This window comes from Deltaproteobacteria bacterium (genome assembly GCA_026129095.1).
Lineage (GTDB): Bacteria > JAGRBM01 > JAGRBM01 > JAGRBM01 > JAHCIT01 > JAHCIT01.
In genome coordinates, this window is record JAHCIT010000005.1 from 190,729 (window position 1) to 213,196 (window position 22,468).

Below are 22,468 nucleotides of genomic sequence, written 5' to 3' on the forward strand. Positions count from 1 at the left end.
CCCCGACAGGTCAGCCCTTCTTGAGTTCCTTCAGCACCGCCCAGCGGGGGTCCGCGCCCCTGGCCCGGTCCGGGGCCAGCGCGCCGGGGTCCACCGCGCAGGTCCGTCCCGGAACCATCTCGCAGGTGGCCCGCATGGGGAGTTCCAGGGCCACAAGCTCGTAGAGGTAGGGCTCCAGGTCGATCTCCGCGCCGGAGTAGGTCATCTCGTCCAGGTCGCCAGCGGCGAGCCGGTTCCCGGATTCGTCCTCCGGGCCGGCCGCCTCGAACTGCTCCAGGGGCTTCTTCCCCTTCGGGGCCGGCTTTGCTGTTTTTGCCGGCTTCGCGGCCTTTGTGGCCTTTATCTCCAGGCGGCTCTCCTTCTGGAAGACGAACCGGACCTTCTCGTCCATCCGGAACGGAAGCACCTGGCCGCACCGGTCGCAGGGCCGCTCGTAGTCGAACGCGAGCCTTCCCTCGGCCACCACCACGTCGCCCGCCTTCGAGACCTGGAGCTCCGCACGGATGGGCCCCTTCACCCCGACACCGAGACCGCTGGTGTCGGTCCCCGTGGGCGAGCGTCCCGCCGCGCCGGTGGCGTCCGGCGGCAGGTGGCCGTCGGCCGAGAGGAGCGGCACACTGGCCGTGATCTCCCTCGGTTCCTGTTCGATGTCGCGGAGGCTCACGAGAAACTGGCTCATGGGCGGAATCATACACGATCGGCCGCCCCCTGAGAGGGGTACTCCCGCCACAAAAATGGCCCGTCTTGCCACCCCCGCCCCGCCGGTGGCAGGGTCAGCCGGTTGCTGCTGCCGGAGCAAGGGAGAGCCGCCATGACCACACCCACCGAGATGCCGCCGAACTTCAGGGCCATACCGGAACTGGACGACGGGTGGAGGGACACCCATCCCGGCCACCGGGTCGAGGAAATGCGCGAGCGGGGGCGGTCCTTTCAGAAGCAGTTCCTGAAGGATGGCCCCGTGCGCGGCGTCCGGACGGTGGATCTGCTGCCCTTCCCCTATCCCGTCGCGTTCGGCTTCTGGCAGGCCGCGCCGAACAAGGCGAAATACCTCATCATGCGGAACCGCATGGAGGTGATCGAGTTCGAGGATTTCTCGGGGCAGGTGAGGACGCTGCTCGTGAATCCCACCGAGCATGACCTCTCCGGCCGGGCGCCGTTCTTCGAGAACGCCCGCCGGGAGCTGATGCCGTTCGTGTCGGAGCAGCGGCTGGCGAAGATGGACGGCCCGGTGCCGAAGCTGAAGAAGCTCGGCCTCGACCCGGCAAAGATCGACTACATCACCTTCGACCACCTGCACGTGCAGGATCTCCGGCGCGGCCTTCTCGGCGAGAACGGCCGCCCGCCGCTCTACCCCAACGCCCGGCTGGTCGTGAACCGGCGCGAGATCGAGACGCTCCAGAGCATCCACCCGCTCCAGCGGCCCTGGTGGATCGAGGGCGCTCTGGACGGCGTTCCGCCGGAGCGGATCCTCTCCGTCGAGGGGTCGGTCTGGCTCGGCAAGGGCGTCGCCATCGCCTGGACGCCGGGCCACACGCTCGGCAACCACACCATCGTCTTCCATGCCGAAGGCCGCGGTGTCTTCACCGTCTCGGAGAACGGAATCTCGCCCGACAGCTACGTGCCGGAGCGGTCGAAGCTGAAGTCGCTCCGGGAATATGCGAAAAAGTACGGCGCCGAGGTGGTGATGAACGGCAACGCACTCGAAAGCACCTTTTCACAGTATTCGTCGATGATCCTGGAGAAAGAGCTCGCCGGACGGACCGCGGATGGCGTTCCGCAGGTCTACAACTCGTCGCCGTTCATACGGACGCCGATGGCCTGGGGAATCGGCCCCACCTTCACGATCGACCCGGTCAACACCGGCTCGGTCACGAAGGCGAAAGCCTGACGCTCACTTCCACTTGATCGTGCAGCCGATGGAGTAGGTTTCGGGCACCGCCGGGGCCTTGCCGGCCATGATCGCGTCGAGTGCATTCCTGAGATCGTGGCTTTTCGCTCCGGCCGGATCCTTGTAGTTCTCGTCGATCCGGCCGTGGTAGGCGAGCCTGCCGTCCCGGCCGAACACGAAGCACTCGGGGGTATGGGTCGCGCCGAAGGCCTTGGCCGTCCCCTGGGTGTCATCCCGCAGGTAGAGGAAGTTGAACCCCTTTTCGCGGTGCCGCTTCACCATCCCGGCGAAGGAGTCCTCCGGGTAGTTCAGATCGTCATTGGCGTTGATGCAGGCGATCCGGAGGCCCCTGGGGCCGTAGTCCTTCTGGATCTGGACCATGCGCCCCTCCCACCCCTGCACGTAGGGACAGTGGTTGCAACTGAAGATGACGGCGAGGATGCCGTCCTTCAGCAGTTCCACGCTGGACACCATCCTGCCGTCCACGTTCTTCAGCGTGAACGGCGGGCACGGGGTTCCGGTGCGGATCGACTTCTCGTTGGTGGATACCGACATGGCGCGGGGGATTATGACCCCTTGGGCGCCGGCTGGCCAGCCGGCGGGACGCCATCCCAGTAGTACCGGGGCTTCTTCTTCCAGTATGCCCAGGCGATGATCCCCAGTCCGAACAGGACGGAGAACAGCGAAATGAACTGGGAGGTGGAAAGGCCCGTGTCCCCCACGAAACCGCGCACCGTATCGCCGCGGTACAGCTCGATCACGCTCCGGGCGATGGCGTAGGTGATGAACACCATGCCGGTCGTGATGCCGTCGTGTTTCTTGTACTGGTTGAGAACGATACCCAGCCCGACGATCGCCATGCAGGCGAGGAACTCGTAGATGGGCGTCGGATGGACCGGCAGCCCCTGCCGGAGGTAGTCGGAGGCCGCCGCTGGCGGATAAACGACGCCCCACGGCACGCCGGTCACCTTCCCGTAGCAGCATCCGGCCGCGAGGCAGCCGAACCGCCCGATGCCAAGCGACAGCATCATCGCGACCGCGCCGATGTCCGAGTAGGCGAAGGCCCCGACGTTCTTCCGGCGGAACACCCAGAAGGCGACCGGCACGACCAGCATCGGGCCGCCATAAAACACGAGCCCGCCCTTCCAGATGGCGAATACGTCCCAGAAGTTGTCCTCGAACCGCTCCCAGGTGACGAGCACGTACAGGGCGCGTGCCCCGATCACCCCGACGATCACGAACAGGAACGCCAGGTCGGCAGCGAACTCCGGGTCGAGCCGGATCCTCCGCGCCTGCCACTGCATGTAGTAGAGCGCCAGCAGGAACCCGGCGGCGGCCGTCAGGCCGTAGGTGTGAAGCTGGAACGGGCCGATCTCAAACAGGATTGGACGCATGACTGGTGTCTTCCTTACGCAGCAGCTCAAAGACAATGATGATGACGGCCCCCACCGTGATCCCTATGTCCGCGACGTTGAACGTCGGCCAGGCAGGCCCGCCCTTGCCCCAGTAAAAATCGAGAAAATCGACAACGAAGCCGAAACGGGCCCGGTCCACGGCGTTGCCCACCGCCCCCGAAAAGATGAGGCCGAGCCCCGACGCCATCCAGTAGTCCCGCGCCGGAATGGTGATGAGGAACCAGAAGATCGCCGAAACCGCCACGATGGTCACCACGGCAAAGAACCAGCCGCGCGCCCCGTCGGGAAGATCCCGGAAGAGGCTGAAGGCGGCGCCGTAGTTCCGGGCATAGGTGATGCTGAACAGTTCGTCGATAATCACCCGGCTCTGCCCCGGCCGGAAGTCGCGGACGATCAGGTCCTTGGTCCACAGGTCAAGGAACACCATGATCGGGACGATCGAGCCGAAGATGACATATTTGGGCGGAAGCGGCCGGCGTTCGCTCATGGGACCACCTCGATGCACCGCTCGCACAGGTCCGGGTGCCTTTCGCAGGATCCGGTCTTTTCTGAATGATGCCAGCACCGGCCGCAACGGGCGCCGGACGCCTTCCCGACGTGTATCTGCACCGTATCGGCCTCCGGCAGCAGCTCAAAGGATGACACGACGAGCAGTTCCTCCATGAGCGACAGGCGGTTTACGTCGCGACCTGCCGCCACCCGCAGGAAGTCCGCCGGAATCTCCCCGCGTTTGGGAGCGACGGCCGCCTTTGCCTCCTCGGATTTCCCGATGCTGCCCGCCACCCGGAACTTCTCCAGTTCCAGGTTCACGGCCTCGCGGAGCGCGAGCAGCGGCACGAAATCCGCCGCCAGCTTCCGGTGCCGGTCCAGTTCCGTACCGGAAGGGCCGGGCATGTCGTTCAAAAAGACCGACTCTGCCGCCAGCGGACCGAACGGCGCATCTTTCGCCGTCCCCGGCGCCTGCCGGTGCAGTTCGCCCCAGGCTTCCTCGCAGGTAAAGGAGCACACCGGCGCGAATACGGTGAGCAGCGTCACCAGCACGTCATACATGGAACTCTGCGTGGAACGGCGCGCCGGATCGTCCGCCTTGAGGATATACAGGCGGTCCTTGGTGGCGTTGGCGTAGATGGATGAAAGATCCACGGTCACAAACTGGTTCACGCCGTGATAGACACGGTGGAACTCGTAGTTTTCGTAGGCCGCCCGCGCTTCGGCCGCCAGCACCATCGCGCTGGAGAATATCCAGCGGTCCAGAAGCGGCCGGCGGTCATAGGGGACATAGTTCGCCGCCGGGGAAAACCCGTCCAGGCAGCCCAGCAGGTGACGGACGATGTTGCGGAACTTGCGGTACATCTCCGACAGCCGCTGGAGGATTTCGTCGCCGAAATGGATGTCGTTCCGGTAGTCCTCGGCAGCTACCCACAGGCGGAACAGTTCCGGCCCGCTCGTCTTCAGCGTCTTTTCCGGCGGCGTGTAGGTCGGGTTCGACTTGGAATACTTCTTACCCTCGTGGTCCACCACGAAGCCGTGGGTCAGTACCGCACGGTAGGGCGGACCGCCACGGGTGGCGACCGAGGTGAGCAGCGACGAATGGAACCACCCTCGGTGCTGGTCGGAGCCTTCCAGATACAGGTCGGCAGGCCAGGCAAGTTCCGGGTTCCCTTCCAGCACGGCGGCGTGGGACACCCCGGAGTCGAACCACACGTCGAGGATATCGCCGCCTTTCTTCCATTCCGTCTGGCCGCACCGGGGGCATTTGTACCCGGCGGGGATGAGCTGTTTCACGTCGCCGGCGAACCAGACCTCGATACCGTGCTGCTCGATCTGTCTGGCCACCAGTTCGACCAGCTCCGGCGTCGATTCCACATGACCGCAGCCCGAACACTCGTAGCTGACGATTGGCACGCCCCACACCCGCTGGCGCGAGATGCACCAGTCGGGACGGTTCGCCACCATGTTGTAGATCCGGTCCCGGCCCCACGGGGGAATCCACTGGACCTTCCCGTCGATGGCCTCAAGGGATTTTTCGCGCAGGCCGTCGTGCTCCAGCGAGACGAACCACTGGGGCGTCGCCCGGAAAATGACCGGTTTCTTCGACCGCCAGCAGTGCGGGTAGCTGTGGCTCACCTTGCCCTGCGCGAGCAGCGCACCTGCGGCATCGAGCTTTTCGATTACCTTCGGATTGGCATCGAACACCTGAAGTCCCACAAGATCCTTCAGATTTTCATGGAGGTCAGCCGTATAACGGCCCCTCGAGTCCACCGGCGAATAGACATCAAGATCGTAATGGCGGCCCATCACGTAGTCCTCGGCTCCGTGGCCCGGCGCCGTATGAACAATTCCGGTGCCCTGTTCGAGCGTGACGTGGGTGCCGAGCATGATGAGCGACGCCCGGCCGGTGAGCGGGTGCCGGGCGGTCTTCCGCTCCAGATGGCCGGGACGGAACTCCGCCACCACCACCGGATCCTTCAGCTTGCAGGCGGCCGCAAACGCCTCCAGAAGTCCCTTGGCGACAATGAATACGCGCCCGCGCCCGGCTGCATCGGCCGTCTTCACGGCCACGTAGTCCAGTTCCGGGTGGAGCGAGAGGCCCAGGTTCGCCGGAATGGTCCAGGGCGTCGTCGTCCAGATGACAAGCTCCGGCTTCTCCCCCTTCAGTTCGGGGGCAATCTCCGACCCGTCTCCGTCGTAGGGAAATGCCACATAGACCGATGGCGAGGTGTGGTCATCATACTCCACTTCCGCCTCGGCGAGCGATGTTTCCAGCGCCCAGCTCCAGTAGACCGGCTTGTTCTGCCGGTAGACGTAGCCCTTCGACAGGAACCGCCCGAACTCGCGAAGGATCTTCGCCTCGTAATCCTTCGTCATCGTCCGGTAGCAGTTGGCGTAGTCCGCCAGCACACCCAGTTCGCGGAACTCCGCCATCTGGATGCCGATGAACTCCGAGGCGTAGTCCCGGCAGGCGGCCACCATCTGCTCCGGCGTCGCCTGCTGTTTCTTCGCCCGGAAGTTTTCGGCCACCTTCTGCTCGATGGGGAGGCCGTGGCAGTCCCATCCCGGCACGTACGGTGCCCCCTGCGTGCCGGAAAGGTTCCGGTACTTGACGATGATGTCCTTCAGGACCTTGTTGAGGATGTGCCCGTGGTGGATATGGCCGTTGGCGTAGGGCGGACCATCATGGAGAACGAACCGCCTGCGGCCTTTCGTGCGCGCCACCATCCGGCCATAGGTGTCTTCCGACTCCCAGCGCCTGACGAACTCCGGCGCCCTCCTGGCCATGTCGGCGCGCATGGGGAACGCCGTCTTCGGAAGGAAGATGGTGTGCGACCAGGGATTATCGTTTTTGGCCATGATGGTTAAAGGACGCGGCCAATGGCCGCGTGCGGAACCGGTCCTATAATCCGCGCCGGAAACCGGGAGCAAGTGAAAAGACGTTCACCACGGACGCCCCTGTGGTTCCTCTCCGCCATTCACGGAAAGGATTGCAGGGGCACCCGGATCTACGGTAAAAGCCTACTTCTTCCCCGCAGCCTTGCGGTGGGCGGCCTTGCGGGCCTTCTGGACATACACGATGCCGTTGATCGGGCCGGGAACCGATCCCTGTATCAGGATCACGTTCTCGTCGGGGCGGACCTGAACCACCTTGAGGTTCTGGGTCGTGACCTTGTCGACACCCATGTGGCCCGGCATGCGCTTGTTCTTCCACACCTTGCCGGGGTGCTCGCGGGCGGAGATACCGCCGCCGTGCCGGAAATATTCGTGCGTGCCGTGGGTGGCACGGAAGCCGCTGAACTTGTAGCGGCGGATCACGCCAGAGAAGCCCTTGCCCTTGGTGATGCCGGCGACATCAACCAGTTCGCCCGCCTCGAACGCCTTTACCGTCAGGTCGTCGCCCACGTTGATCTTGGCGAGTTCCTCAGAGGGAAGCCGCACTTCCTTCAGATGCGCCAGCGGCTCGTGTCCGAGCGCCTTGAAGCGCCCGAGATCCGGCTTGTTCGTGCTGTAACTCTTTTTGGATCCGAACCCGATCTGGACGGCCTCGTAGCCATCCTTTTCTTTTGTCCTCTTGGTGACGACCTTGCACGGTCCTGCCTCAACAACAGTGACGTTGAGGCGGCTGCCGTCGTCGGTAAACACGCTCGTCTGTCCGAGCTTGCGGCCGAGAATGCCGAAAGTATCAATGCGCATGGAATGGTCTCCTTCCAGAGAGGTTGGGATGAGATAGTTCGGGCGGGACTCCAGCCCCTGCGCGGTTTCCAGAACGAACTGGAACCCTGGGGCCTTTGTGCCGCGTCCTGCCATATGGCCGGACTCACTTCAACATCTTGAAATCACTTGTGTTTCCCCGCTCCGTCCCTTGCGGAAACCGTTACCGGGAACCGACCGGTTAAACGACAACAGGCCCCCGTGTCAACAGGGCCTGAATGCTCGCAATCAGGGTGCCGGAGCAGGAGTTTCAGGTGCTTCCGCAGGCGGCGCTTCCTTCACCATGAGGTAATCCGGCCCGGAGGGCATCTGGTCCCGGCTGAACTTCGAGATGGTCACGATTTCCCCGGACCGGCTGGACCAGGTCCAGGTGCCTTCGCTGCTTTTCTCCACCGACCCGAACCGTACCTTATCCAGCAGCTTGCCGTCCTCGCCATACAGTTCCGCTTCCAGCACGGGCCTGTCGAGGCCGTATTTGCCGAAGCTGTCCTCGCCCTCTCCGCTGAACTTCACCGCCCTGAGAAGCCGGAGTTCCGACAGGAAATCATCCAGCCGGTCCACATCGATCTTCCCCTCGGGTCCGGCAGCGAACTTCCAGCCGTCCTTGCCCCGCTCCAGCACCGTCTCGCCGGTCCCCTTTTCGCCCCAGCGGACCACGGCCCTGAACACCTGGGCAGGCTCGGCGTTCACCAGCTTCTTCTCCCGCAGGTCTTCTGTCTTCCGTTCGAACGGGTAGAGCGTATGTGCCGCCGTAACGTATACCGGGCCATCCAGGTCCACACGGATATAGCGGGAGTTCCCGAGCGGCGAATCCCCGCCAATCAGGATGTCGGTCTGGTCCTTGTTCTTCTCCCGAAACCAGACCGTGCGTGGCGGATGATCCAGACCGAAGCTGGAGTCCGGCACGTTTTCATCCGTTTCGATCATGCGACCCCTGATCGCCGCCAGCGCGCTCACCAGATCTCCCACGGCGGACGGATCTGCCAGATGGCGGCGATCGCCGTCACGGACCTCCCACTCGCCGTTCGCCTTCTGGAAGACAGTGAACGACCCCTTCTCGTCGGCAATGCCCACTTCCTCTACATTGACGGCCGAAAGCCCCGGAAACAGCTTTTCCCCCTCGCCGGGTTGCACTTCCTCCGCCACGGGTCTTTCCGACTCGACGAAATACATGTACGCGCCTGCGGCGACCGCAAGAAAAGCGAGCATGAGCGTGTTGCGTAGTTCCCGGTTCATAGGCGATCCCGAAGGTCAGAGCCGCCGGCGGCGGAGCTGGATGAATACGCCCATCAGCACCAGCAGGAGCGGGAACAGCAGGGAGGGCACCCAGCTGATGAAGCGGGTGAAGCTCTCGCTCGGCAGGTTGATCGGCCTCTCGCCGCGCTTCCGGGGCCGGATGGAGATCAGCTCGGTATCCCCGGTCGCCCAGCTCACGGCGTTCAGGAACAGGTCCTTGTTGCCGTAGTAGCTGACCCACTGGTTCGTGATGAAGTCCGAGTCGCCCGCCACGACAAACCGGACGCTCCGGGTCTTGCCCTCGCCGCTGTCTTCCCCGGCTTCGTCTCCGTCATCTCCGCCGCCATCAGCATCCGGACGCTTCACCAGCCGGATTCCCGCCTCCATCAGCACCACAGGCCCCAGGGCATCCTTGCCCTGGTCGGGCCGGGGCCTTGTTCCCTTGGCAAGGTCCGTCTCGCCCCAGGAATCCTCGCTCGTAAACACGATCGAGGTGGATGTGGCGGCCGGATCGGTAGCCTCGACCCCTTCGATCCGCTCCAGTGACCGGGCGAGCGGGAAAATCGTCTGCACGTTCTTCATCTTGTCTATGATCTCGTGCCTGCCATAGGCAGCGGCCACGGGCGCGAGGAAGTTCTGGCCGGTCATCTGATTAAGCGGATTGGCGTCCACCACCACGTCGTTGCGGGGCCGGACATTGAAATATTTCAGCAGGCCCGACTGGTCGGGTGTCTGCGGATCGACCAGCACCATCAGCGCGCCGCCGCGCCCGTCCACGAAATCCCTGATAAGCGGAATCTCGTCTGGCGAGAGCGCCCTCGTCGGCCCGGCGATCACCAGCAGGCTGCATTCCGGCCGGACACCACCCTCTGACAGGATGTTGACCCCCATGACCTTCAGCCCCTGCCCGGCCAGTTCGCTCCGGACCGTGGTGAGACCTTCGCCTTCGGGATCATCCAGACCGCGCTCGCCGTGACCGGTAGTGAAGCAGACCGTCTTTTCCACCTGGCGGGTAATCCGGATCAGCCCGCGGGTCAGTTCCTGCTCGTCGGTAGCCGGGAGCGACTGCCGTTTCTCGCCGCTTTCGAGAATGACCGTACCGGCCATGCCAACATTGTAATCCCGCGTCGTTACCGGATCGGCGTCCGGATCAATCAGCCGTACGGTGATCCGGGGCGAGGCTTCGGCATAGAGCCCCGCCAGTTCCTTGAACGTGTCCCGCGCAGGCTGACCGGACTTGAAGAAGCCCAGAATCGTCACGTCCTGACCGAGCGCCCGGGCCACTTCCTCGGACTGCGGGGCGAGCATGTTGATTCTTTCTTCTGTCAGGTCCCACTTCTTGTAGTTGCGGCTGGCGAAGTAGTTCACCGAGACGATGATCGCGAGCACCATCAGTATCTGGACAAGCGCGCCGGCGGTCCGGAGCGTGCCCCCCGACTTCACGGCCCGGACGACGGTTTCCCAGTCCCACGCCAGGTATCCGGCGAGCAGGCTCACGCCGAGACCCAGGATCAGGCTCCAGACATGGAACAGGTCGCCCCATATCTTGAGGTCGCCCCGGACCCGCAGGAACAGGAGTCCAATGACAATGACAGCTATGGATGCCAGCAGCAGGGGCCAGCGTCCGGTGGTTTCGCGGCGGCGGGGTGCGTTCATCTGCGTCATTCCTCCCCTTAGCTCCGCCACTGGCTCGTGCCGAGCGTACGATGCGTGGCGAACAGGAACAGCGCCGGCAGCGACACGAAGTAAACGATATCCCGCGTGTCGAGGATGCCCTTGGACAGGTTCTCGAAGTGCTTGTCATACGCGGCGTATTCGATCACCGGCCTCAGGAACGACCCCTCGAACATTCCTGTCAGCCATCCCAGCACCAGAAGCGTCAGCAGTCCCACGAACGACAGCAGCGCCGCAACGATCTGGCTCTCGGTGACCGAACTGGCAAAAACGCCGATGCTGGTGAAGGCGGCCCCCACCAGGAACACGCCCAGGTAGCCGGAATACAGCGGCCGCAGGTCGAGGGGGCTGATCTGGTGCAGTACGGCGGGTATATGGAGCGTCCCCGCCAGCATCACGGCCACAACGAACAGCGCGGCGGAATACTTGCCGAGCACGATCGCCGTGGTCGATACCGGCGAAGTGAACAGCAGTTCGTCGGTTTTCATGGTGCGCTCTTCAGTGAACAGCCGCATCGTGATGAGCGGCGTGAAGAACAGCAGGAATGTCGTCAGGTAGGGGAATACGCCCTGCGACATCATGATGTTGATGTCCGGCGTCTGGCCCCGCATGATCGGACTGTCGCGGCTCATCAGGTAATCCCGCACGTATGAGTCCATCATTGCCAGAAAGAACTGGCCGCTCAGGAACAGGAATCCGCCCGCCACGGTCCACGCCATCGGCCCGCTGAAGTAGGCGCGGACCTCGCGCCAGAAGATCGTCAGGAAACCCTTCATGCCTGCGGCACCTCCCCGGACGCTTCCTCGGAAGTCAGCCGCCGGAAGATCGACTCCAGCGATTCGGCCGCCCCGCGGAACTCGACAAGCCCATAACCCTTCTCGACGGCGAAACGGGCGATCTCTGCCCGCGAATCCGGCTCAAGTCCGGTTTCGATCACCAGCGTGCGGTGCGAATCCTCGCCAGCCCAGCTCGCTGACCGGACGCCCGGGACTGACAGTATTTCACTGGCGGCTGCCGGGGCCTCCTTCTCGAATACCAGCTGAAGGCGGCGGCCACCCGATCCCTGGAGCAGCCGTTCGACCGTATCGCTCGCCACGATCCGCCCCTCGTTGATGATCGTGACCTGGCGGCAGGTCTTCTCGACCTCCGACAGGATGTGCGTTGACAGGATCACCGTGCGCTCTTTGGCCAGGTCGGCAATCACTTGCCGGATCTCGATCACCTGATTGGGGTCGAGCCCCGAGGTGGGCTCATCAAGAATGACAACCCGTGGCTCATGGACAATCGCCTGCGCGATACCAACCCGTTGCCGGTAGCCCTTCGACAGGTTGCGGATAAGCCTCCCCGACACGTCGGAAAGACCGCAAAGCTGGATGGCCCGGTCCACAAGGCCGTTGCGGCGGCTCCCCTCGACGCCCTTGAGGTCGGCGACGAACCGGAGATAATCGACGACGATCATGTCGCCATAGAGTGGCGGCGTCTCGGGCAGGTAGCCGATCCGTTTCTTCACCTCGAAGGGGGCCTCGGTCACGTCGAAGCCGTCCACAACCACACGTCCCGAGGTCGGAGGCAGGTAGCCCGTGAGGCAGCGCATGGTAGTGGTCTTTCCGGCACCGTTCGGCCCCAGGAATCCCATCACCTGTCCTTCGTCGACACGAAATGAAACATCCCGCACGGCCAGATAACTGCCGAAATAGCGGTCCAGATGCGAAACTTCGATCATGGCCCCTGGTTCTCCCGGTTCAGACTGCGAGCAATCGGATAATGCCGCCCTGTCCCCGGGGCAAGAACCCCGGTGATTAAAAAATGTTCAGTCCACTACTGAAACGCATCCTGGGCCTGCCGACCGGACCCGGAAGTTTGCAAGGGCGCGGGCAACGCCTATAGTGACGCTTCCCGGCCTTCCGGTTCTGCCTGTTTCCGCAGTTTGCCGGACTTTGGGGCATTAAAGACGGCCGGGAAGGGGTCAGTTCCTGTGGCATCGTTAGGAACCCTGCTCGTGGATGCGGGGCTCATCACCCAGAAGCAGTTCGATGAGGCGCTCCAGAGCCAGGTGCTCTTCGGCGGCAGTATCGGCACGAACCTGATCGAACTGGGCTATCTGGATGAGGACAAGCTGTGCCAGGCACTGTCAAAGCAGCTCGGCATCCCGACGGTGCTGGCTGCCGAACTGGAGCGCATCGCCCCCAATGTCATCGCCGCGGTTCCGGCTCCGCTTGCCCGCGAATACTACTCGGTCCCGTTCCGGCTCGATGGGGACGAACTGCATGTGGCGATGGCCGATCCGCGCGATCCGGTGGCCCTCCAGCAGCTGACGCTCAAGACAGGCCGCAAGATCCGCCCTCACGTGGTGCCTGAAGTGCGGATCTCCTACCTGATGGAAAAGTTCTACGGCATCCGGCGCGAGCAACGCTACCTGAGCATCGCCAAGCCGGCCCAGGAAAAGCCGGCGGCATCCGCCCTCTCACTCACGCCGCACCTGATGGCCGCCCCCGAGCCACGGCCGGGAGAGAAGCATGAGGCATTCGCCCGCCTGAGCGCATCCCGGCCGCCTGAACCGGCCGAAAAGCTCCCGGAACCGAAAGCGGCGGAAAAGGAGCGGCCGCGCCGGTACACACCCGCCGAACTGGCCGAGATGATCAAGGGCGTCAAAAACCGCGACGATCTCGCCCAGATCATACTGGAATACGCGAAGGGCTACCTGAAGCGTGGCGTCCTGTTCGTCGTGAAGCGGGATATCGCCTTCGGCTGGGCGGGTTTCGGCGAGCGGATCACGCCGGAAACCGTCCGCGGGCTGATGCTGCCGCTCTCGCAGCCGTCACTGTTCCAGCTGGTCTGGAAAAGCCACGGGCACTACCTGGGCAGCGTCGCCAGTTCCCCGATCAACAACCGGTTTTTCAGCGCCCTCGGTGACATGCACCCGCTCACGGTCATCGTGCTGCCGATCCTGTACAACAACAGCATGATCGCGCTGCTCTATGGCGACAACGGCGAGGGCAAGGGGGTGAGCCCGGCCCGCGCCACCGACCTCCAGATCCTCACCACCCAGGTTGCATCGGGATTCGAAACCCTGCTCCGCAACCTGCGCGAGACGCGCCCGGCCGCCGCGGCCCGATGACCGCGCCGGGGTAGATCAGAACCACCATGCCCCGCGACTATCCAGAAACTCCGGTCGTCTCGGTGGCCGATTTCGTCCGGCAGGTAAACGACGTCCTGCGGTCAAATGTTCCGGGCGTGTGGGTCGAGGGCGAACTGTCCAGTTACAAGGTCTGGCCGAGCGGCCATGCCTACTTCACGCTGAAGGACCGGGATGCGGTCCTCGAGGCGGTCATGTTCGCTCCCGGTCCGAGGCAGCTCCGCTTCCAGCCGCGTGCGGGGCTTTCGGTCATCGTGCACGGGCGGCCGGACATCTACCCGGCGAGGGGCCAGTTCAAGCTGCTGGCCGACCGGATACTCCCCCAGGGCGAGGGAATCCTGCAGCTCCAGTTCCAGCAGCTCGTCGAGCGACTCCGCAAGGAAGGACTGTTCGACGACCAGTGGAAGCGGCCCATTCCGCCGTTCCCCGAGCGGATCGGCGTCGTTACGTCGGTGCGGGGCGCCGCCGTGCGGGATTTCCTCCGGACCCTTTTCCACCGCTGGCCGGGAGCGGCCGTCGTGCTCGCCGACAGCCCGGTCCAGGGTGCGGATGCCCCCCTGAGGCTCGTGCATGCACTGCATGACCTCGCCACCCATGGAGAGGTGGATGTCATCGCCCTGGTCCGGGGCGGAGGCTCGCTGGAAGACCTGTGGGCCTTCAATGACGAGAATCTCGCCAGGGCCATCCGGTCCTGCCCTGTCCCCGTCGTGACCGGAGTCGGCCACGAAACCGACACCACTATCGCAGACTTCGCAGCCGATCTCAGGGCCTCCACCCCCACGCAGGCGGCGATGATTCTCTCGCGCAGCGTCGCCGACGTATCCGACGGCGTACGCAAGCGGCGGCAGGCGATCGTGAGAACCATGCAGGTGCGGCTCCAAGATGCCCGCCTGCGGGCGCAGGCAGCCTCCACCCGTATCGCCGATCCCCGCCACCTGTTCGCCGGCCGAAGGCGGCAGATCACCGATGCCTCTGGCCTGCTTGAACGCCTCCTCCGGTCCCGGCTCTCCGGCTGGAAATCCCGGACAATTACAGCACTGGAGCGGGTCCAGGCGGCTGATCCGCGCAAACGGCTTGCCGCGCAGCACCGGAGGGCATCCGATCTCAGACAAATCCTGATCCGGTCAGCCGAGCGGCTGCTCGCCGAGCGCCGACGGAGATTCGGCGAACTTCCCGCCCGGCTAGATGCCATGAGCCCGCTCAAGGTGCTTTCGCGGGGCTATTCGGTCCTCACCACTGCCGCCGGCCAGGCCGTCCGCAGCGCCACCGAGGTCAGGCCGGGGGAACGCCTGACGGCCCGGCTCCACCACGGCCGGCTCGACGTTGAGGTCAAAACCCGTTACGAGGAGTCTGGCTGAACGGCTTGGCCGCCAGCCCCTATCGAGGACGCCCGCAGGTGAAAGTCGCCAATGCCAGAAAGATCGGCCCCCGGTTCTTCGACCGGACCGTGCTCGCCATCGGAAACTTTGATGGCGTTCACAGGGGGCATCACGCGATCCTGAGCGAGGTGGTGCGGCTCGCAAAAACGACCGGCGGGCCCTCCGTCATCTACACCTTCCAGCCGCATCCCCGGAAGGTCCTGTTCGGCCCCGATTCGACCCGGGTGCTGACCGACTTCGACACGAAGGTCCGGTTACTGTCCAGATTCGGCGTGGACTGGATGGTCTGGGATGAATTCACCCGTGATTTCTCCGAGCAGTCGGCAGCCGAATTCGTCGAGAAGCGGCTGGTCGGGACATTCCACGTCGAACACGTGCTGCTGGGCTATGACAGCCACTTCGGCAAGGACCGCTCGGGCGGCGCGAGCGAACTGGTTGAGCTGGGCCGCCGGTTCAACTTCACCGTGGACCAGCTCGGGCCGGTACATGTGGGCGAGCGGCCCATCAGTTCGACCTGGATCCGCGAATCCATCGAGTCAGGCAACATACGGATGGCGAACGGGCTGCTCGGTTACGAGTTTTTCCTGAACGGAATCGTCTGGAAGGGTCAGCGGCGGGGCCGGACTCTCGGCTTCCCGACCGCGAACCTGCTCACGCAGGCCGAAGTACTGCCCAAAACCGGTGTCTATGCCACCCGTGTCCGGCTGGATGGAAAGATACTGGATAGTGTGACCAACGTGGGGCTCAACCCGACCTTCACCGAAGGTGGCGCCGGTCATCCCCTCAACATCGAGACGCACATTTTCGGGCTCGACGCCGACATCTATGGCCGCCAGATTGACGTGATTTTTCATGACCGGCTTCGCGATGAGCAGAAGTTTTCCGGCGTGGAGGCCCTCAAGGCGCAGATTACGGCAGATTGCCAGAAGGCGCGGGACCTCCTGGCGAAAATGCCTCCACCGGAGGATTTCTGAGCATGGATTCCCGCACCGCTGCCGGTATCCGGGCCACGACACGGCTCCTCGCCGTGCTGGGCCACCCCGTGAGCCATTCGCTGAGCCCTGCTATGCATAACGCTGCCATTGCCGCGCTCGGTCTCGATCTGTTGTACATCGCACACGACGTCGAACCCCGAAATCTCGACGACGTGCTGAAAGGCCTCCGGAAGGCGGGATACCTTGGTGTCAATCTCACCATTCCGCACAAGGAGGCTGCCGTCCGGCTTTGCACGAAAATCTCGCCGGAAGCCCGGCTCGCCAGAAGCGTGAATACACTCCGGTTTGGTGCGGACGGCATCTACGGCGACACGACCGATGGCGCCGGCCTGCTGGATTCCCTGAAGGCGGAATTCGGGTTCTCGCCAAAAGGAAAGCGGATTGTCATTCTGGGAGCCGGTGGCACTGCACGGTCGGTGGCGGCCGCGCTCGCTGGCACCGCAAAGACGATTCACATCGCCAACCGCACGGTTGAAAAGGCCGACCATCTGGCGGCGCTGATGAACCGGGCACCGGGCAAAACGCTTTTCACATCGTCAATGCTGGACCAGTTGGAGCTGGCCGCCCCGCTCCAGGACGCGCAACTGGTCATCAATACGACCAGCGCCAGTCTCACGGGCGCGGCCCTGCCCCGTCTCCCATGGAAAATCCTGGATACGGACACCATCGCCGTTGATGTGATGTACGGAAGGCCCACAAAGTTTCTGGCTGATGCGAAACGCCACGGACTTCGCCATTCGGACGGCCTGGGTATGCTCGTCCATCAGGGAGCACGGGCCCTCCGCATCTGGACCGGCCGGAATCCCGACACCCGGATCATGCGGGAAGCGGCGCGAAAAGCACTGAAGCAGGGCCGTTGACCCGGCCTCCCCCGGCCCCCTAGGTTGCAACCGACGGCTATTCACGACGGCAGATGCCCGAAACATTCATCAACTCGCTTGCCCGCCGCTGGTCCCGGCTTGTGCTCCGGTGGCCCGGCATCCTTCTTGCCCTGCTAACGGCGGCGACGGGCCTGCTCGGCTGGTATGCATCGGGCCTTGAGCTGCGTTCCGATTTCAAGGAACTCCTGCCGCAGGAGTCGCAGGCCGTCAGGGACTACAACCAGTACCGTGACCGGCTGGGCGGTGTCGGTAACTTTATCATCGTCGTCGAGAACCGGAACTTCGACGCCGCCCGCGACTATGTGGATGCGCTGGTTGCCGCGCTGGAGGAGAAGACCCCTCCCGGCCAGATCGAATACATCGACTACCGCGTGACCGCCCAGCGGGAGTTCTTCGAGAAGAACAAGTACCTCTATGTCGATGTGGAAGATCTCGTCACGATCCGCGAGCGGCTCCGCACCAAGATCGAGTGGGAGACCATCTGCAGCAACCCGATGTATATCGACATCGCTGGCGATTGCGACGAGGACCCCGGTTTCACCTTCGACGACATCCAGGACAAATACCGCGCCCTTGGCCGCCGTTACGACCACTATATCGAGAACTACTACACGTCGGCCGACGGCAGCCTGATCGCCATACTCATCAAGCCGAGCCACGATGCGGCGAGCGTCACCAACGTGGAGGCGTTCCTCAAGGCCGTCGAACCGGTGATCCAGTCGGTCGATCCCGCCGCCTTCGATCCGTCCATCCAGCTCAGATACACGGGCGCCTTCATGATGGCCTATGGGGAATACAAGGCCATCTTCAACGATATTCTCTCCACGGCCGCGCTCTGCTTTGTCCTGGTGCTCCTGGCTCTGGTCCTCTATTTCCGGCGGTTCCGGACGATTTACCTGATCTTCAGCGGTGTCATCTTCGGCCTCGTCTGGATGTTTGCCCTGACGCGGCACCAGTACGGTTTCCTCAACTCCGTCACGGGATTCCTCGGAATCGTGGTGCTGGGGAACGGCATCAACAACGCGATCGTGCTCGTCGCCCGATACCTCGAAGAACGCCGCCGCGGGGAAGAGATGCCGGAGGCGATGGAAACCGCCCTGGCCTCGACCCTTCGTGCGACATTCGTCGCTGCCTTCACGACGGCGGCGGCCTACGCGACGCTCGTCATCTCCGACATGCAGGGGCACAAGCAGTTCGGCGTCATCGGCTCCTTTGGCATGGCCGCCTGCTGGCTGGCCACGTTCCTCGTCGTCCCACCGCTCATCTGCCTGTCGGAGCGGTTCCGCCCGATCTCGCCGGAAGGCTACGCCGAAAGCCGGATCCGGGTGGGAGACTGGATCTACAAGTCGATCCGCCGGTATCCGCAAGGCTGGATTTCAGCGGGTGCCCTGCTCACCGTGGCCGGGACCGTCTGCCTCGGCCTGTTCCTCCGGGATCCGTGGGAAGAGGACTACACAAAAGTCCGGTCACAGTCGTCGCTCCGGAGCGGCTACCAGGCGACCAACCGTCTCATCATGGAGCGGATATTCGACCTGTCGCTGACCCCCGCAGCGGTCCTTGTGGATGATCCGGAAGATGTCCCCGCTGTTGTCGCCGAACTGGAACGGCGGCGGGAGACGCCGGATTCCATCATCGACTCCATCCGGTATGTGGCGGGATTTGTTCCGGACCGGCAGGGGGAGAAGCTCGCTGTCCTCGACGATATCCGCGAACTGATGGACGGGCAGGCACTCAGATTCCTGAATGCCGAGCAGCGCACGGAGGTGGACCGGATCCGCGAGTCCATCAACCTGGAGAAAATCACCGTGGATGACCTCCCCGATGAGATCGTCCGGAACTTCCGCGAAAAGGACGGTTCATTCGACAAGGTAATCTACGTGTTCCCCGACAACAGCCGGGAGCTGGTCTACAAGAGCAACCTCCAGGCGTATGTGGACTCCGTACGGCATATCCGGCTGGATAACGGCAAGGAAGTCACTTCCGCCAGCGAGCAGACGCTGGTTATCGACACCATCAACCTGACGATCGAGACCGCCCCTGTCGTCGTCGGCCTCGCCTACGGGCTTGTGCTGCTGCTGGTGGCCGTCCTGTTCCCGTCAGCACGCGCAATCATCACGCTGATGATCACGCTGACGGCCGGCTTCCTGATGATCTTCATGGGGTTCTATGGACTCAACCAGAAGCTCACATTCTTCAACTTCATCACCCTGCCGCTCACCATCGGCATCGGTATCGACTACGGAACGAACATCTACAGCCGGTACGAACTGGATGGCCGCGGCTCGATCCGCGACGTGCTGAGGACGACCGGCGGAGCCGTGATGCTCTGCTCGGTAACAACAGTGATCGGGTACCTGTCGCTGCTCATCGCCAACAACCTGATGCTGGTCTACTTCGGGTGGCTGTGCCTCATTGGCGAGATCACCACCGTTTTTACCGCCATCGTGCTGCTCCCCGCCTGGCTCCTGTGGCGGGAACGGCGGGAACTGGTCATGCCACCGGCGGGCTGATCCCTCTTGCCAGCGGCCCTTTTCCCCAAGGGAAAGGGGCCGTTCGTTTTCACACATTCCCTGATTCAGGTCAGGTTTTTCCGGCTCTGGCCTGTGCTACGAAGGGCGGCTATGAAATGTGGCAAGTTAAGGCATATATCGGGAACTGGTTATTAAGGACGGCGACTCATGGATCTTCAGCATACGGTATTCGGCATGTGGAACGGCGGGCACTTCCTGCACTTCGGCGAGGATATCGGCGCCGAACGGCTGAAGGCGCTGGTGCGCAAATCCTATGACCTGGGCGTCCGGACGTTCATCACGGCCGATGTCTATGGCGAGGGCGAATCCGACCGGATCGCGGGCGAAGTGCTGAGCGCCTATCCCCGCGACAGCTACTGCCTTGTGGGCGGCATCGGGCACGACTTCATCAAGGGCCAGCGCGACGGAGAAAAGGGGTTCCCCCGGTTCACCGACCCCAGCCTTCGCCCGGCCTCCGAATACGAGAGCTACATCCGCACGTCGGTCGAGGAGTCCCTCAAGCGGTGCCGGACGGACCATTTCGACCTCGTGTTCCTGCACAACCCCGACCAGACGGGCTACGAAAGCCCGGTCGTCTGGGACGCGATGGCAAAACTCAAGGCCGAGGGGAAGACCCGGATGCTCGGCCTCGCGCCGGGCCCGGCCAACGGCTTTACCTTAGACATCATCCAGTGCTTCGAAAAATACGGCGAGCGGATCGACTGGGCCATGATCATCCTGAACCCGCTGGAGCCCTGGCCGGGAAGCTACTGCTTCGCGGCGGCCAAAAAGCACAATATCAAGGTGCTGACTCGCGTGGTGGATTACGGCGGCCTCTTCCATGGCTACATCAGGCCGGGCCACCGGTTCGGGCGGAACGATCACCGCTCCTTCCGGCCTGCAGGCTGGGTTGAGGAAGGACTGAAGAAGATCGACCAGATGCGGCCCATCGCCGAGCGGCACAACCTCTCGCTTTTACATCTCGCCTGCCAGTGGACAATGGGACACGATCCGGTGGAAGCCGTCGTGCCGACCCTGCTTCAGGAAGCCGGTCCCGATGCGAAGCCGGTAGAAGCGCAACTGGAAGACCTGGCGAAACTGCCAGCGAAGAAGCTCCTTTCGCCGGAGGAAGTCGCCGCCATAACGAAGATCGGCGACAACAAGGGCTGCATGCAGCTCAAGGGCGCCTCGCGCCAGTACAGCGGTCCGCCGCAGGGCGACCAGTGGGCCATGACCCCGCAACTGGAAGAGGTGGCCAGGCGCTGGAACTTCCGGCCCGACCGGGATTTCTATTTCGCGGGCGACCCCCGCGACATGCGCGAAAAAGGACTCCCCATCCGCGGCGAGCCGCAGCTTGAGGACCGGCGCCTGTTCATCCAGCTCCAGTGCTTCACGGGCGCCAACGGAGCAGGAACGCTCGTCGAGGCGATGAAAAAGAGCCAGCTCGAATGCGTCCTGTATTCCAGCGCCAACGATCCGCATGGCGTGGGCGTGCTGGTCCTGAGCGAGAACGAGAACACCTTCGTCACGACGGCCCGCGACCTGTTCAACAGCGATCCGTTCCAGAAGCTCGTGCCTGTTCCCGCCATGACCATGTTCGGCCGGACCTACGGCGGCGGCCGGGAACCGGACCTCAAGGACTGGCTGCTCGACAAGCCCCGCCGCAACGCGATGAACGGCGACTGCCCGTGGGCCATCTGGTATCCGCTCCGCCGCAAGGGCGCGTTCTACCGGCTGCCGGATGCCGAGAAGGGCAAAATCCTGTTCGAGCACGGAATGATCGGCCGCAACTACGGCAACGCGGGGCTCGCCTTCGACATCCGCCTCGAATGTTTCGGCATGGACCCGAACGACAACGAGTTCGTGATCGGGCTCGTGGGCCCGCGCCTCCACCCGCTCTCGAAACTGATCGCCGACATGCGCCCCACCACCCAGACCTCCGAATACATGGACAAGCTGGGGCCTTTCTTCGTCGGCAAGGCGATCTGGCAGAGTGGCGTGAAGGGCTCATAAGTCCACCCGCTTGCCCTCCTCCCGCGGGGCCCGTATGTTTCGCCCCTCGGCGCTCCGGGAGGCCGCCCTTAACGACGTCATGCGAGCAGCGGTCTATCACGGCAAGGACCAGGTGAAGGTCGAGGAGGTTCCGGTACCGGATGTGGGGCCGGGGGAAGTCCTCGTCCGCGTGAAGGCCTGCGGCGTCTGCCAGTCGGACATCAAGAAGATCCACTACGGCCTGCACGAGGGCCCGCGCATCTACGGACACGAGACGGCCGGCGTCGTGGAGCGCACGGGCGCTGGTGTGACGAAATGGAAGCCGGGCGACCGGGTGGTGTTCCACCACCACTATCCGTGCATGAACTGCCGCTACTGCCGCACCGAGAACTACTCCATGTGCCAGGTGTACAAGGACGTGGTTTCAACGGCCGGGTTCGTGCCGTCGGGCGGCGGATTCGCCGAACTGGTGAAACTGCCCAGGCACCTTGCCGATCACGCCGTCATTGCCATGCCGGACAGCATCTCGTTCGAGGAAGCCACGTTCGTCGAGCCGCTCAACTGCACGCTGAAGGCGGTCCGAAAGGCGCGGGTACAGGCGGGCGATTTTTCATGGGTGATCGGCGCGGGACCGATGGGCCTGCTGTTCGTCATGGCGCTGAAGGCCCTTGGCGCCCGGCCCATCGTCTCCGACCCCCTTCCCGAACGGCGCGAACGGGCCCTGAAACTGGGCGCGGCCCACGCGCTCGATCCACTGGCGGCCGGTTTCGCCGGTGAGCTGGCGGAGGTTTCCGGTGGCCTTGGTCCGGACCAGGCCTTCCTCGCCGTGGCCCAGATGAAGCCGCTGGAACAGGCCCTCCGGCTCGTCCGCAAGGGCGGGACGGTTTGCGTGTTCAGCGAGTTCCCCGAGGAGCAGCGGCTTGGCGTCGATCCGAACCTGATCTACGGCCGCGAGGTGGACCTGATCGGCAGCTACTCCTCGTCAGCCGCCGTGCAGGATCTTGCCGCCGAACTGGTGTTTTCGCGCCGCGTCCCGGTACGGGAACTGATCTCCAGAACCTATCCGCTCACCGGCCTGATGGACGCCATCAACGAGGCGCTCCACCCCACGCCCGCCACCTGCAAGCTGATCGTTACGCCGGAAGGATGAGAGCCG

General features: G+C 63.7%; 18 protein-coding genes. 8 read left to right on the forward strand and 10 right to left on the reverse strand.

Going from position 1 to position 22,468, the window contains the following annotated elements; translation table 11 throughout:
• Positions 1 to 10: 10 nt before the first annotated feature.
• Positions 11 to 679 carry a DUF177 domain-containing protein gene (locus KIT79_09080; protein MCW5829452.1) on the reverse strand — a complete coding sequence of 223 codons (669 nt, stop codon included), beginning with the start codon at positions 677 to 679 and terminating at the stop codon, positions 11 to 13.
• A gap of 132 nt (positions 680 to 811) precedes the next feature.
• Here KIT79_09080 and KIT79_09085 point away from each other — a divergent pair, with 132 nt between their 5' ends.
• Positions 812 to 1,888: a hypothetical protein gene (locus tag KIT79_09085; protein ID MCW5829453.1), complete on the forward strand. Its 1,077-nt coding sequence runs from the start codon at positions 812 to 814 to the stop codon at positions 1,886 to 1,888.
• 3 nt (positions 1,889 to 1,891) lie between these two features.
• Here KIT79_09085 and KIT79_09090 read toward each other — a convergent pair whose 3' ends face one another.
• From KIT79_09090 to KIT79_09130, 9 genes are all read right to left on the reverse strand, one after another.
• On the reverse strand, positions 1,892 to 2,443 hold the full coding sequence (locus tag KIT79_09090) for a thioredoxin family protein (protein ID MCW5829454.1): 552 nt from the start codon (positions 2,441 to 2,443) through the stop codon (positions 1,892 to 1,894).
• Between the two features lie 11 nt (positions 2,444 to 2,454).
• The gene (gene lgt, locus KIT79_09095) at positions 2,455 to 3,282 is read right to left on the reverse strand and encodes a prolipoprotein diacylglyceryl transferase (GenBank protein ID MCW5829455.1); all 828 of its coding nucleotides are present in this window, start codon (positions 3,280 to 3,282) and stop codon (positions 2,455 to 2,457) included.
• A complete protein-coding gene (lspA, locus tag KIT79_09100) occupies positions 3,263 to 3,790 on the reverse strand; it encodes a signal peptidase II (GenBank protein ID MCW5829456.1) in 528 nt (175 codons plus the stop codon). The genes lgt and lspA overlap by 20 nt, the downstream gene beginning before the upstream one ends.
• A complete protein-coding gene (gene ileS / locus KIT79_09105; GenBank protein ID MCW5829457.1) occupies positions 3,787 to 6,654 on the reverse strand; it encodes an isoleucine--tRNA ligase in 2,868 nt (955 codons plus the stop codon). Before ileS ends, lspA begins: the two co-directional genes overlap by 4 nt.
• A 162-nt stretch (positions 6,655 to 6,816) precedes the next feature.
• Positions 6,817 to 7,491 carry a 50S ribosomal protein L3 gene (gene rplC, locus KIT79_09110; protein ID MCW5829458.1) on the reverse strand — a complete coding sequence of 225 codons (675 nt, stop codon included), beginning with the start codon at positions 7,489 to 7,491 and terminating at the stop codon, positions 6,817 to 6,819.
• Between the two features lie 246 nt (positions 7,492 to 7,737).
• A complete protein-coding gene (locus KIT79_09115) occupies positions 7,738 to 8,745 on the reverse strand; it encodes a DUF4340 domain-containing protein (GenBank protein ID MCW5829459.1) in 1,008 nt (335 codons plus the stop codon).
• Positions 8,746 to 8,760: 15 nt separating this feature from the next.
• Positions 8,761 to 10,401, reverse strand: coding sequence for a GldG family protein (locus KIT79_09120; protein ID MCW5829460.1), 1,641 nt, complete (start codon positions 10,399 to 10,401; stop codon positions 8,761 to 8,763).
• Between the two features lie 17 nt (positions 10,402 to 10,418).
• Entirely contained in the window at positions 10,419 to 11,195 is a 777-nt protein-coding gene (locus KIT79_09125) for an ABC transporter permease subunit (GenBank protein ID MCW5829461.1), read from the reverse strand.
• The gene (locus KIT79_09130; GenBank protein MCW5829462.1) at positions 11,192 to 12,142 is read right to left on the reverse strand and encodes an ATP-binding cassette domain-containing protein; all 951 of its coding nucleotides are present in this window, start codon (positions 12,140 to 12,142) and stop codon (positions 11,192 to 11,194) included. The genes KIT79_09125 and KIT79_09130 overlap by 4 nt, the downstream gene beginning before the upstream one ends.
• Before the next feature lie 252 nt (positions 12,143 to 12,394).
• On the opposite strand from KIT79_09130, the gene KIT79_09135 reads away from it, so the two are divergent.
• The 7 genes from KIT79_09135 to KIT79_09165 all read left to right on the forward strand — a co-directional run bounded on the left by KIT79_09135 (position 12,395) and on the right by KIT79_09165 (position 22,462).
• Positions 12,395 to 13,537: a hypothetical protein gene (locus KIT79_09135; GenBank protein ID MCW5829463.1), complete on the forward strand. Its 1,143-nt coding sequence runs from the start codon at positions 12,395 to 12,397 to the stop codon at positions 13,535 to 13,537.
• 26 nt (positions 13,538 to 13,563) lie between these two features.
• Positions 13,564 to 14,913 carry an exodeoxyribonuclease VII large subunit gene (xseA, locus tag KIT79_09140; protein ID MCW5829464.1) on the forward strand — a complete coding sequence of 450 codons (1,350 nt, stop codon included), beginning with the start codon at positions 13,564 to 13,566 and terminating at the stop codon, positions 14,911 to 14,913.
• A 38-nt stretch (positions 14,914 to 14,951) separates the two neighbouring features.
• On the forward strand, positions 14,952 to 15,908 hold the full coding sequence (locus KIT79_09145) for a bifunctional riboflavin kinase/FAD synthetase (protein MCW5829465.1): 957 nt from the start codon (positions 14,952 to 14,954) through the stop codon (positions 15,906 to 15,908).
• Between the two features lie 2 nt (positions 15,909 to 15,910).
• A complete protein-coding gene (aroE, locus tag KIT79_09150) occupies positions 15,911 to 16,789 on the forward strand; it encodes a shikimate dehydrogenase (protein ID MCW5829466.1) in 879 nt (292 codons plus the stop codon).
• A 53-nt stretch (positions 16,790 to 16,842) separates the two neighbouring features.
• Positions 16,843 to 19,320 carry an MMPL family transporter gene (locus KIT79_09155; GenBank protein MCW5829467.1) on the forward strand — a complete coding sequence of 826 codons (2,478 nt, stop codon included), beginning with the start codon at positions 16,843 to 16,845 and terminating at the stop codon, positions 19,318 to 19,320.
• A gap of 168 nt (positions 19,321 to 19,488) precedes the next feature.
• The gene (locus tag KIT79_09160) at positions 19,489 to 21,333 is read left to right on the forward strand and encodes a chlorite dismutase family protein (GenBank protein MCW5829468.1); all 1,845 of its coding nucleotides are present in this window, start codon (positions 19,489 to 19,491) and stop codon (positions 21,331 to 21,333) included.
• Positions 21,334 to 21,412: 79 nt separating this feature from the next.
• Positions 21,413 to 22,462, forward strand: coding sequence for an alcohol dehydrogenase catalytic domain-containing protein (locus KIT79_09165; protein MCW5829469.1), 1,050 nt, complete (start codon positions 21,413 to 21,415; stop codon positions 22,460 to 22,462).
• Positions 22,463 to 22,468 lie beyond the last annotated feature (6 nt).

What these genes read in the sequence shown, in the direction of transcription:
- KIT79_09090 (MCW5829454.1), bottom strand. Translation starts at nt 2,443, where the DNA reads ATGTCGGTATCCACCAACGAGAAGTCGATCCGCACCGGAACCCCGTGC.
- rplC (MCW5829458.1), bottom strand. Translation starts at nt 7,491, where the DNA reads ATGCGCATTGATACTTTCGGCATTCTCGGCCGCAAGCTCGGACAGACG.
- KIT79_09125 (MCW5829461.1), bottom strand. Translation starts at nt 11,195, where the DNA reads ATGAAGGGTTTCCTGACGATCTTCTGGCGCGAGGTCCGCGCCTACTTC.
- lspA (MCW5829456.1), bottom strand. Translation starts at nt 3,790, where the DNA reads ATGAGCGAACGCCGGCCGCTTCCGCCCAAATATGTCATCTTCGGCTCG.
- KIT79_09165 (MCW5829469.1), top strand. Translation starts at nt 21,413, where the DNA reads ATGCGAGCAGCGGTCTATCACGGCAAGGACCAGGTGAAGGTCGAGGAG.
- KIT79_09120 (MCW5829460.1), bottom strand. Translation starts at nt 10,401, where the DNA reads ATGAACGCACCCCGCCGCCGCGAAACCACCGGACGCTGGCCCCTGCTG.
- aroE (MCW5829466.1), top strand. Translation starts at nt 15,911, where the DNA reads ATGGATTCCCGCACCGCTGCCGGTATCCGGGCCACGACACGGCTCCTC.
- KIT79_09115 (MCW5829459.1), bottom strand. Translation starts at nt 8,745, where the DNA reads ATGAACCGGGAACTACGCAACACGCTCATGCTCGCTTTTCTTGCGGTC.
- ileS (MCW5829457.1), bottom strand. Translation starts at nt 6,654, where the DNA reads ATGGCCAAAAACGATAATCCCTGGTCGCACACCATCTTCCTTCCGAAG.
- KIT79_09085 (MCW5829453.1), top strand. Translation starts at nt 812, where the DNA reads ATGACCACACCCACCGAGATGCCGCCGAACTTCAGGGCCATACCGGAA.
- KIT79_09080 (MCW5829452.1), bottom strand. Translation starts at nt 679, where the DNA reads ATGAGCCAGTTTCTCGTGAGCCTCCGCGACATCGAACAGGAACCGAGG.
- xseA (MCW5829464.1), top strand. Translation starts at nt 13,564, where the DNA reads ATGCCCCGCGACTATCCAGAAACTCCGGTCGTCTCGGTGGCCGATTTC.
- KIT79_09130 (MCW5829462.1), bottom strand. Translation starts at nt 12,142, where the DNA reads ATGATCGAAGTTTCGCATCTGGACCGCTATTTCGGCAGTTATCTGGCC.
- KIT79_09160 (MCW5829468.1), top strand. Translation starts at nt 19,489, where the DNA reads ATGGATCTTCAGCATACGGTATTCGGCATGTGGAACGGCGGGCACTTC.
- KIT79_09155 (MCW5829467.1), top strand. Translation starts at nt 16,843, where the DNA reads ATGCCCGAAACATTCATCAACTCGCTTGCCCGCCGCTGGTCCCGGCTT.
- lgt (MCW5829455.1), bottom strand. Translation starts at nt 3,282, where the DNA reads ATGCGTCCAATCCTGTTTGAGATCGGCCCGTTCCAGCTTCACACCTAC.